Genomic DNA, 10,807 nt, shown 5'->3' with positions numbered 1-10,807 from the left:
GGCATGGATCAACCAACCCAAGGAAAACACAGAAAAAGAAGCCGCCTAACTCCCGTTGGTACCACCCGACTTGAAAAATTCCGAGGGAGGCCCTATGTAGGTAGTGCTTCTTGATGCGGTGCTGCACGAAAGATGAAGGTATGGCCCTTCGGGCCCGCCCTGCGGGGGGAGGGTCCAAACCGCCACATGCTGCGTTGGCTGAAGACCGTCGTGGTGAGCGATGTGGGAAAAGGCGTCCAAGAGATGTCAGGTGGGGACCAGAAAGACGATCGCTGTTCGAATTGTCGTAATCCATAGATGACATCAAAACCGGGACGATGTGTAGCGGCCCGGGACGAGCCTGGCGGGTGCCCGCCTATTGGCCAGGTGGTGTCCGGCATAGAGGCGACGTGAGTCTGGTCTGCTGCTTTCGTGCGGAACGTGGGAAGGCGTGTCCCGACACGGCCGTGTCCATGGTTGGTGGTGCGGCGAGAGGGAGTTTCCCAGGCGGGCAGTACCCGTGAGGGAGTGAGTACCGTTGCGGGGTGCGCTGGCGGACCGGTTCGTAGTAGTGGTGAAGCCGCTGTAATGGGGGTGGAGCGAAGGGGCCGGGTCATCCGTGGCTGTGTTCGTTCGGTCAACCGGAAGTGTCCGGGAGGAGCTGCGTGGACGAGTTGAAATCGTCGGGAAAGTCGTTTGTTATTTCGAAGCAGGAGGTGTGGACGGCCTATCAGAAGGTGAAGGCCAACAAGGGCGCGCCGGGGGTGGACGGGGTGACGCTGGAGGAGTTCGAGAAGGACCTGAAGAACAATCTGTACAAGGTCTGGAATCGGATGTCGTCGGGCACGTACTTCCCGCCTCCGGTGAAGGCTGTGGAGATTCCCAAGGCCCACGGCGGCGGGGTCCGGGTTCTCGGGATTCCTTGTGTCGCGGACAGGATCGCGCAGACGGTGGTGGCCGCACGGCTGGAGGCGGAGGTCGAACCGATCTTCCATCCCGACTCGTACGGCTACCGGCCGCGACGCTCGGCCCTGGACGCGGTGCGGGTATGCCGACAACGGTGCTGGCGCAAGAACTGGGTCATCGACCTCGATATCGCCAAGTTCTTCGACAGTGTCCGGTGGGACCTCATCGTCAAGGCGGTGGAGCGCCACTGTCCGCTCCCGTGGGTGATGCTGTATGTCAAGCGGTGGCTTCGTGCACCGCTGGCGTTGCCCGACGGGACCTTGCAGCAGCGAGACCGCGGTACCCCTCAAGGCTCTGCGGTCTCGCCCGTGCTGGCGAACCTGTTCATGCACTACGCGTTCGACATGTTCCTGGCCCGGGAGTTCCCGACCGTGGAATTCGAACGCTACGCCGACGATGCGGTCGTGCATTGCGTGAGCGAACGGCAGGCCCATCGGGTCCTGGACGCGCTCACGCACAGGATGGAGGAGGTCGGGCTGCAACTTCACCCGGCCAAGACCCGGATCGTGTACTGCAAGGACGCCAACCGGCGTGGCTCCCACGAGCACACGTCGTTCACGTTTTTGGGGTTCACCTTCCGCGCCCGCGCGGCCATCGGACGGGGCGAGGTCTTTGCCTCGTTCCAGCCGGCGATCAGCCAGGACGCCCTGAACAAGCTCAACGCGACGGTACGGTCATGGAACCTGCACCGTCGCAGTGGGCAGGCCATCACCGACCTCGCACGAGCGATCAACCCGATCGTGCGAGGCTGGATGCAGTATTACGGAGCGTTCTACCGCTCCGGACTGTATCGGCCCCTGCAAGCCATCAATGCCTACTTGATGCGCTGGATCCGCAAGAAGTACAAACGACTGCGATCCCACAAGAAGGCCGAGGCGACCTGGCGGCGCATCACCCGCCAGGCCCCGAGGCTCTTCGCCCACTGGGCCTGGGTACCGCAATCCCGATGGTCAGGATGACAAGAGCCGTATGACGGGAGACTGTCACGTACGGATCTGCGAGGGCCGGAGGGTGTGATCCCCTCCGGCTACTCGACCTTCAAAAAACCCGACACACCAACTAAATAATCAGTGAGCCCTTACGCCTCGCCGGGCGTCGGGGCGCGGTGCCGCGGGGTGCCGGGGACGACGACGTCGGCCGGCGCCTCGGGCGCCGCATGCCGGGGAGCGGCGGCCGTGCCTTCCAACGGCCCGTTCCGGTCGATGGTCGTGGCCAGCGGGATCTCCTTGATGAAGAACAGCAGGATGCCGGCGAGCAACAGCAGGGGCACCAGGTACACGAAGATCGGTGTCAGGGCGTCGTTGTAGGCGCCGATGACAATGTCGCGCAGGGTCCCGGGCAGGTTCCGGACGATCTCCGGGGTGAGCGAGTTGATGCCGCCGGACGCGTGCGATGCCTGCGCCGGCAGCCGTTCGGTCAGCAGCGTGGTGAGTTGGTGCGCGAACAGGCTGCCGACGACGGCGGAGCCCAGGGAGGCGCCGATCTGCCGGAAGTATGTGCTCGAGGCCGTGGCCATGCCCACCTGCGACGTGGGGAACTGGTTCTGCACGATCAACACCAGCAGCTGCATGGACGTGCCCAGCCCGATGCCCATCATGGCAAGGTAGCAGCAGATGACCCACACGGGCAGTGCGGGCGTCATGGTGGAGAGCAGGACCAGCGCCCCGGCGACGATGAACATGCCGGTGATGGGCAGCCATTTGTACCGTCCGGTCCGGCTCACGAGCTGGCCGGAGCCGATCGAGGTCACCAGCAGCCCGGCCATCATCGGGATCATCAACAGGCCCGCCTGGGTGGCGTTCGCGCCCGTGACCATCTGCAGGTACGTGGGCAGGTAGGCGATCGTGCCGAACATCGCGATGCCGGTGATCAGGGCGGCCGCGGTCGTCAGGTTGAAATTGCGCGCCCGGAACAGGTGGAGCCCCATGATGGGATGCTCCGCGATGCGTTCCACGAACACGAACGCCGTCCCGGCCACGACCGTGCACGCGATCAGCGCAATGATGGGCGGGGAGTCCCACGCGTATTTCGTGCCGCCCCAGGTGGTGAACAGCACGAGCGCCGTGGAGGTGATGGCCAGCAGCACCATGCCGGCCACGTCCACCCGGGTGGGCACGCGCTCACGGTGCGGCAGGTGCAGGAACAGCACGGCCGAAATGATGGCCAGGATGCCCAGCGGGATGTTCATCCACAGACCCCACCGCCACCCGATGCCGTCGGTGAACCAGCCTCCCAGCAGCGGCCCGGCCACGGAGGCCAGCGCGAACACGCCGCCCATGAAGCCCATGTACCGGCCGCGTTGCCGGGCCGGCACGACGTCGGCGATGATCGCCTGGGACAGCAGCATCTGCCCGCCGCCGCCGATGCCCTGGACACCGCGTCCCACGATCAGCCAGGTCATGTCCTGGGCGAATCCGCCGATGATGGAGCCGACGATGAAGATGGAGATGGCGCCGAGGAACAGGCTCTTGCGGCCCATCAGGTCGCCCAGCTTCCCGTAGATGGGCAGCATGATGGTGGAGGCCAGGATGTAGATCGTGATGACCCACAGCATCAGGTCGACGCCGTGCAGCTGCCCGACGATGGTGGGCAGGGCGGTGCTGAAGATCGTCTGGTCGAGGGCGGCCAGCAGCATGGTCAGCATCAGTCCGACGAACAGCAGCACGATGGCGCGCCGCTCCGCCCGGGCGACCGATTCCCCGGGCCCTGCGGCCGGCATGGTGGTGGTTTGGGGCGCATGTGTCATGAACGGGTCCTCGCTTCCCTGCCCTTATTAACTACGCCCCTTCCCTGTTTATGCCGCCGCTCACCTGCTGGCAATTCGCTGGGCATCCGGCGGGCGACCCGGCCCGGTAGCATCGGGAATCAAGGGAATCCCAAGGAGGCACGGACCTGATGAACATGGTGGCGGTGGTTCTCGCCGGCGGCCGGTCCAGCCGGCTCGACGGCGTGCCGAAGGCCGGGCTCGTTGTTGGCGGGCAGACCCTGCTGGCGCGCACCGTCGCCGCGGCGGACGGTTTCGTCGCGCGGTTCGCCGGTGCAGGGGCGACGGCGGCACCCGGGCCGCGCATCGTCGTCGTCGGACCTGGGGCTGGCTGGCAGACGGACCTGTCGGCGCGCGCCGGTGTCACGGTGGCGCGGGAGGACCCGCCATTCGCCGGCCCGGCGGCCGGGATCGCGGCCGGACTGGACGCGCTCGGCGTGACGGACGGGTTGGTGCTGGTGCTCGCCTGTGACATGCCGGGAGTCGAGGAAGTGGTGGCGCGGCTGGCCGAGGCCCTGGCCGGCGCGAGCGACGGGGAACTCGGCCTGATCGCCGTCGACGCCGGCCGCGACCAGCCGCTGGCGGCCGTGTACCCGGTGGCCGGGCTGCGGGCGGCGATCGCGACGGCGCGGGCGGCGCACCGGCTGGAGAACGCATCCGTACGCCAACTCGTTGCTAGGGTGAGGGTCAGGAAATGTGCCGTGCCCGATGGCTGCACGGCCGACGTCGACACCTGGGCCGACGCCCGCCGCCTCGGCGTGGACCGGCCCGGACACGCACCGCTGCGGAAGGAACCGGACATGGACAATGACGAGGTGCTCGAGGCGTGGCTGGCGAAGCTGCTGGACGCCTTTGAATTGACCGGCCTGGCCGTGGACACCCATGCCGTGCTCAACGTCGCCGGCGTGGCCGCGCACGCGGTGGTGCGCCCCGCCGCGCCGCTGACCACGTTCGTGGCCGGGCTGGCGGCCGGGCTGGCCGCCGCGTCCGGACAGGCCGGTGAGGCGGACGCCATGGCCGCCGCCCTGCGTGTGGCCAAGGAGCTCGCCGCAGCCCAAACGCCCCCGCAGGAACCGGGCCGGGAGCCCGCGCAGCCCGCCCCGACCCAGGAGTAGCCGGGTGCCCGAGGACCGGACGCTGCCGCACACGTGGGAGGAGGCGCGCGCCGTCGCGTTCGAGGTGGCCGACCCGCTGCCCGCACACGCCGTGCCGTTGCGACAGGGCCTGGGCCGCATCCTCGCCGCCGACGTCGCCGCCCTGCACGACATGCCGCACTACGCGTCGGCCGCCATGGACGGGTGGGCCGTCGCCGGCAGCCCGCCGTGGGTGCTGGCCGAACCGGGCACGCGCCTGTCCGCCGGCACCGCCAGCCCGATCGTCACCGGGGGACTGGTGCCCCCCGGGGCGAAGGCCGTGCTGCGCAGCGAGGCCGCGCGCTGGTCCACGGACGACGACGGCCTGCCGGTGCTGGTGCGCGGCGCCGGTGCCCGCCCGGGGGAGCCGAGGAACGGCCAGCACATCCGCCCGGCCGCACAGGAGGCCAGGGCCGGCGAGGTGCTGGTCACGGCGGGCACGACGCTGAACCCCGCCCACCTCGCGCTGGCCGCCCTCGGCGGGCTGGACGAACTGCCCGTGCTCGGCAAACCCGCGGTGAAACTCGTCCTCACCGGCGACGAGGTCGTCACGTCGGGGATCCCCGCGCCGGGCCGGGTGCGCGACGCGTTCGGACCCCAGCTCGGCGCCGTCGTCGACGAACTGGGGGGCACCGTGGTGGGCCGCCGGCGCGCCGCCGACACGCTGGATTCGGTGCTCGACGCGCTGGCGGACACCGGGGAGGACCCCGCCGACGTCATCATCAGCACCGGGGCCACGGGCCATTCGAGCGCGGACTTCCTTCACGAGGCGATCGCGGTGATGGGCGGGACGTTCCACATCAACTCCATCGCCATGCGCCCCGGACACCCGACCCTGCTGGCCGAGTTCCCGGACGGACGCTTCCTGCTGGGCCTGCCGGGCAACCCGCTGGCCGCCATGATCGCGCTCCTGACCGTCGGCGCGCCGCTGCTGGCCCGGCTCGGCAGCAGGCCGATGCCCGCGACCGGCGAAGTGGCGTGCGGATCGCCGATCAAGGAACGCCAGGGCCCCACCCGGATCATGCCATACCGGCTGGTGTACGGGCTGGCGTCGCCGACCGCGCACAGCGACTCGGCCATGATGCGCGGGCTGGCCGCGGCCGACGGCGTCATGCTGGTCCCGCCGCACGGCGCCAAGATGGGGGAGACGCTGACATCCCTGGCATTGCCTTGGACGTAGGTTCCGTGGAGTTCCAGTGCGCCGACGGGTATGTGCTGCACGGGCACTGCTGGAAACCGGACGCGGCCGACAGTGCCGGCATGGTCGTCATCGCGCCGGCCACGGGCGTGAAGGCCGCCTACTACCACCGGTACGCCGCATTCCTGGCCGCGCACGGGTTCACGGCCGTGACGTTCGACTACCGCGGCATTGGCGCCTCGCGTCCTGCTGGCAAACTACCGGACGCCCGCTGGTACCAGTGGGGGCTGCTGGACATCGACGCCGTGCTCGGCTGGGCGCTGGAACGGGCCGGGGCGGGAACCGTGCAGGTCGTGGGGCACAGCTTCGGCGGGTTCGGGACGACCCTGGCGGCCCGGTCCGCGCACCTTTCGCGGATGTTGACGGTGGGCGCCCAGCACGCATTCTGGCCCGATTACCACCCGGCGCACCGGGGCGGCTACTGGTGGCGCTGGCACGCGTTCATGCCCGTCGCGGCCGTGCTGCGCGGGCACTTCCCGGGACGCCGGCTCGGCTGGCTCGAGGACCTGCCCCGCGGCGTGGCCCTGGACTGGGCCCGCAGCCGTCGCGACTTCACCCGTGCGGGCGGCCCGGCCGACCGGGCCGCCATGCGGGCGCACCTGGCCGCGTTCACGGCGCCGGTGCTGGCCATCGCCGCCACCGACGACCCCTACGCCACGAGGACCGCCATGGCCCGGGCGCTGGCCTATTGCCCCAACAGCGCGTCGGAGATCGTCCAGCTCGATCCCGCCGCCTACGGGCTGGCGGAAATAGGCCACTTCAGCCTGTTCCACAGCCGGTTCGAGGGCACGTTCTGGCCGGACACGCTGGCCTGGCTGGTTGACGGCCGCAACCCCTGGGACCGGTGATTTCTACGAGCTCAATCACCGCTGGTCGAGTCTGTCGAGACCGGCTCCAGCCGGATGACGACCGACTTGGACGTCGGCGTGCCGCTGGCGTCCGCGGTGGAATCGAGCGGGACCAGGACGTTCGTCTCCAGATAGTAAGCGGCGACACAGCCGACCGGGGTGGATCGAAGCCCTGGATCAGCTGGTCAGCCATGAGTGTGTCCTTCGGCCATTTGGTAGGGCTGGTGTTGTATCGGGGAAGATGCCGAGTCGAGTCGGATCCCCGACCGCTCTGCCCGCTCCCACAGGCGGTATGTAGCGTCGGCTCCGGCCGAAACGATGTCTTTTTCGTTGATGCCAAGGGGCTTCCCGCCTCGAACGAGCAGGCGTCCGTCGACCATGACAGTTGAGACATCGGATGCCGTGGCATACCAAATCACGTTCTTGATCGGATCCCGAATGGGCTGGAGTGCGGCCCGACCCAGGTCAACCGCTACCAGGTCGGCCTTGGCCCCGACCTGGATTCGGCCTAAATCGTCTCGCCCAAGGGCAGACGCCCCGGACTCGGTGCCGGCCCGCAACAACTGTGCCGCCGGCGCGATATGTGAGAGTTCCATGCGCAGTTTGGATACCAGGCCAGCGGATCGCAGTTCCTCGATGTAGTCGAAGCCGTAGCCGTCCGTGCCAATTCCGGTGCGGATGCCGTGGTCGGAAAACCTTTGGAATGGCGCTGTCAGGCCGCCGCGAGCGAAGGTCATTGGGCAACTGGCAACAGACGTGCCAGTATCCCGCAGGATGTCCAGATCCTGATCGCTCGTGTACACGCAATGGGAAGCGACGACGTCCGGTCCGACAATTCCGGTGGATTGGAGATACTCGATGGGGGTCATGCCATAGCGGGTCTCGATCGCGCTGACCTCGGCTCGGCTTTGGGCGGCGTGGATGGTGATCAGTACCCCCATTTCGTCCGCCGTCGCGCGTACCCTCCTTAGCAGTTCGGCGCTGCACGTGTCGGTTCCATGTGGTCCGAGCACGACCCGGATCCTGCCCTGCGGACCCTCATCGTATTCGTTGAAGATCGACTTGAAGTTGGCGATTGAATCGGAACCGTCGGCGCTTCCATATGTGGGTTGGCCGATTCTGTTGACGCCGGTGGGCGGGGAGGAGAGCACGTATGGCGCACCATAGGCGCGAACGCCAAACTCCCGTGCCACATCGAGGAAGATGCGGTGCCCGGGTCGCCACATGTCGAGCATCGTCGTGGTGCCGCTCTTGAGCATGTCGAGCAACGCAAGCCGGAAGATGGCCCGAATGTCCTGCTCCGGCATATCTGTGGCGGACAGGTCACCGAGGGGCATCAACAGGTTGTAGATCAAACTTCCGGATGTTCCTGTGCGGTCGTAATCGTCGACGATCCCCTTGAGCGTTGGACCGTTCAGCGCGTGATTGTGCAGGTTGACGAATCCGGGGATCAAGACGCCGTCGTCGATCTGAATGAATTCATCCGCACGTGTCACCTCTTCGTGCGTGATTGCGGCTATCTTGTCACCGTCGACGACGACTGTCGCGCCATCAAGAACGGTGAGTTTCGGGGAATCTGAAGTTACGGTCCAGCGTGCTTTGATTGCGGTTCGGTGTGGCTGCATACGTCGCTTTCCTCTTGGCTCGTAGTGCTCTGGATCTGACGGGTGACCACCGTCACATGGATTGCGTGGCTGTCAATGTGAGTAGCATAGCCCCACAAGACATATACGTCTTAACTTGTCTTGGTACACTTCTCGAAATCCGCCCGCTGCCTCGCCTCATTGGTGGAGCACCAGCCGGCACGCTTGGTTCGGTCACTTTCGCAAAGGAGCGCAACGACAATGAACGACAATTTGGACCCGGCAGCCTGGATTGGCCGCCGGGAGGTGGCCGACGATGTCGTTTCACCAATTGCCCGCGACCGGTTCGCGGCGACCATCGGTGGCTCCTCAGCGATATTCGCGGAAACGATGCGGAATCCGCTGGCCTGTTGGCTTTTTTTCCTTCCATGCGCAGCCCAGTCTGATCTTGGCAACGACGGGCATCCGCGCAAAGGGGGGTTCCTCCCCCCACTCAAATTGCCGCGTCGAATGTGGGCTGGCAGCTCGCTTCGGTTTCACGCACCGCTGGAGAACGGACGGAAGATCTCGAGGACATCGACAATCGCCAATGTCCAGAACAAGGAGGGGAGGTCGGGCCGGCTGGCGTTTGTCACCATAGACCATGAAATCCGCGCCAGAACCGGGCTCCTCGTTTCGGAGCAGCAGACCATTGTCTACCGGGACCATCCCAGGACCGAGCCATCCGCGGTCGCTGCCGTCCCACCCACCATCCGCCCCGACCGCCACGACTGGACAGTTCGCATTGTTCCCGATAGTGCATTGTTGATGCGCTATTCAGCCCTGACATTCAACGCCCACAAGATCCACTACGACCGTGGGTATGCGACGGCCGTGGAGGGCTACCCGGGGCTGGTGGTCCATGGTCCGCTGCTTGCAACACTCCTCATGAATCTCTACCTGGTCGAAAACCCGAGTGCGGACGTTGTCGCATTCGACTTCAAGGCGGTGGCGCCTATTTTTGACACGGCACCCTTCGGCCTCTACGGGGCCCGAACGAACGACGGGGCGAAACTCTGGGCTACCGACGCCGCGGGTTCCGTGTGCTTGCGGGCAACCGTGTGGGCGCGATGACGCCGTCGGCGGATGTTCGTGCCCGGTCGCTGCACTCCTGGCTTTTTGTTCCCGCGGACAACGCGCGCCTCCTCTCGAAGAGTGCGACCCGCGGCGCCGATGTCATCATCTGCGACCTCGAAGACGCTGTGCCCGGGCCGGGCAAGCCGGCTGCGCGCCGGGTGTTGTCGGAGTATCTATCCACGCTGCCGGAATCGGGGATCGATATCTGTGTGCGTGTGAACAACTCGCCGGAACTGGGGGATGACCTCGCCGTTGCGGTGCATCCGGCCGTCAGCTTCATCATGCTGCCGAAAGCGGAGTCGCCAGAGACTCTGGTTGAACTCGGCCAGCTGTTGACCGTACTTGAGAGAGAACAAGGGCTCGCCACCGGCGACATCGGCGTCATTGCCCTGGTGGAGACCCCATTGGGCATCCTCAACTTATCAGGGATAGCCCAAGCTCCCAGAGTCCACGGTCTGGCCCTTGGCAGTGAGGACTATTGCCGTGCCATGGGCGTTAGTGCCAGTGGCGATCTCCTCCGGGCGCCCGCGTCGATAATGGCCATCTGCGCGGCCGCGTACCAGGTCATGGCGCTTGGGGTTGCCACGACCGTGCGCAATTTCAACGATCCTGATGGCTTCGAAGCCGCCGCTGCACATGCCAGGGGTGTCGGGATGACGGGTGCACTGTGCATCCATCCGCGGCAGGTGGCGGCAGTCAATGCGGCCTACCGGACAAGCGCGGAGGAGGTCGCCTGGGCTCAGTCCGTTCTGACGCGTTGGCGCGCCGGCGGGGGATGCGGGGTAGTGGCCATGGATGGGGAAATGATCGATAAGCCTGTTGCGGACCGCGCGGCGACCATAATGAGCCGCGCCGGAGGCCGGCACCGGATGGCCGGAGTTGAGCGGGACGATCCCGCCGAAAAACCCATTGACAACGTGATCAAAGTCATGAATCATTCCTTAAGAGGTTATATAACGTCCTAAGTCAATCGCAACGGAGCGAAGTGATGGTTGCTGAAGATTCGATCGGTTGTCGCGAGGCGCAGTATGTCCCGCGTTACTTCGTCGGTCGGTGGCACTTCAGTCCTTGCTGTCGCTCATGGGGCTCCCCGACCAGTCAAGAATTTCCCGCCACGTCGGCAGCCCGGCTCTGACGCGGCTTGACCGGGACCAGTTTTCTGCCCGGTCAGATGCCCTTCCCGCAAACCTGTCGGCTTCACCGGCCCTCATGACAGCCAA

8 protein-coding genes are annotated in these 10,807 nt (G+C 66.4%); 6 read left to right on the top strand and 2 right to left on the bottom strand.

Translation table 11 applies throughout. The features are described from left to right. The first annotated feature begins 644 nt into the window (after nt 1-644). Nucleotides 645-1,904: a group II intron reverse transcriptase/maturase gene (gene ltrA / locus EJC77_RS02915; protein WP_125610078.1), complete on the top strand. Its 1,260-nt coding sequence runs from the start codon at nt 645-647 to the stop codon at nt 1,902-1,904. A gap of 119 nt (nt 1,905-2,023) precedes the next feature. Here ltrA and EJC77_RS02910 read toward each other — a convergent pair whose 3' ends face one another. Beyond that, on the bottom strand, nt 2,024-3,691 hold the full coding sequence (locus EJC77_RS02910; protein ID WP_338069456.1) for an MDR family MFS transporter: 1,668 nt from the start codon (nt 3,689-3,691) through the stop codon (nt 2,024-2,026). A 149-nt stretch (nt 3,692-3,840) separates the two neighbouring features. Between EJC77_RS02910 and mobA the strand changes: the two genes are divergently transcribed. The 3 genes from mobA to EJC77_RS02895 are packed head-to-tail and all read left to right on the top strand — an operon-like array spanning nt 3,841 to nt 6,888. Next, nucleotides 3,841-4,824, top strand: a complete 984-nt coding sequence (gene mobA, locus EJC77_RS02905) for a molybdenum cofactor guanylyltransferase (RefSeq protein WP_125610077.1) — start codon at nt 3,841-3,843, stop codon at nt 4,822-4,824. A 4-nt stretch (nt 4,825-4,828) separates the two neighbouring features. After that, on the top strand, nt 4,829-6,022 hold the full coding sequence (locus tag EJC77_RS02900; RefSeq protein WP_240629702.1) for a molybdopterin molybdotransferase MoeA: 1,194 nt from the start codon (nt 4,829-4,831) through the stop codon (nt 6,020-6,022). Next, nucleotides 6,013-6,888, top strand: a complete 876-nt coding sequence (locus tag EJC77_RS02895) for an alpha/beta hydrolase family protein (protein ID WP_240629700.1) — start codon at nt 6,013-6,015, stop codon at nt 6,886-6,888. Before EJC77_RS02900 ends, EJC77_RS02895 begins: the two co-directional genes overlap by 10 nt. 185 nt (nt 6,889-7,073) lie before the next feature. Here the strand turns inward: EJC77_RS02895 and EJC77_RS02890 are convergent, their stop codons facing one another. Continuing rightward, entirely contained in the window at nt 7,074-8,513 is a 1,440-nt protein-coding gene (locus EJC77_RS02890; protein WP_125610075.1) for an amidohydrolase family protein, read from the bottom strand. Between the two features lie 219 nt (nt 8,514-8,732). Here EJC77_RS02890 and EJC77_RS02885 point away from each other — a divergent pair, with 219 nt between their 5' ends. Next, the gene (locus EJC77_RS02885) at nt 8,733-9,584 is read left to right on the top strand and encodes an HTD2 family dehydratase (protein WP_125610074.1); all 852 of its coding nucleotides are present in this window, start codon (nt 8,733-8,735) and stop codon (nt 9,582-9,584) included. After that, nucleotides 9,581-10,552 carry an HpcH/HpaI aldolase/citrate lyase family protein gene (locus tag EJC77_RS02880; protein WP_240629715.1) on the top strand — a complete coding sequence of 324 codons (972 nt, stop codon included), beginning with the start codon at nt 9,581-9,583 and terminating at the stop codon, nt 10,550-10,552. The genes EJC77_RS02885 and EJC77_RS02880 overlap by 4 nt, the downstream gene beginning before the upstream one ends. Nucleotides 10,553-10,807: the final 255 nt, after the last annotated feature.

It is taken from the genome of Specibacter cremeus (assembly GCF_003946885.1).
GTDB classification, from domain to species: domain Bacteria; phylum Actinomycetota; class Actinomycetes; order Actinomycetales; family Micrococcaceae; genus Specibacter; species Specibacter cremeus.
This window is presented reverse-complemented; position numbering and strand designations above follow the sequence as displayed.

What these genes read in the sequence shown, in the direction of transcription:
- EJC77_RS02910 (WP_338069456.1), bottom strand. Translation starts at nt 3,691, where the DNA reads ATGACACATGCGCCCCAAACCACCACCATGCCGGCCGCAGGGCCCGGG.
- mobA (WP_125610077.1), top strand. Translation starts at nt 3,841, where the DNA reads ATGAACATGGTGGCGGTGGTTCTCGCCGGCGGCCGGTCCAGCCGGCTC.
- EJC77_RS02890 (WP_125610075.1), bottom strand. Translation starts at nt 8,513, where the DNA reads ATGCAGCCACACCGAACCGCAATCAAAGCACGCTGGACCGTAACTTCA.
- EJC77_RS02885 (WP_125610074.1), top strand. Translation starts at nt 8,733, where the DNA reads ATGAACGACAATTTGGACCCGGCAGCCTGGATTGGCCGCCGGGAGGTG.
- EJC77_RS02880 (WP_240629715.1), top strand. Translation starts at nt 9,581, where the DNA reads ATGACGCCGTCGGCGGATGTTCGTGCCCGGTCGCTGCACTCCTGGCTT.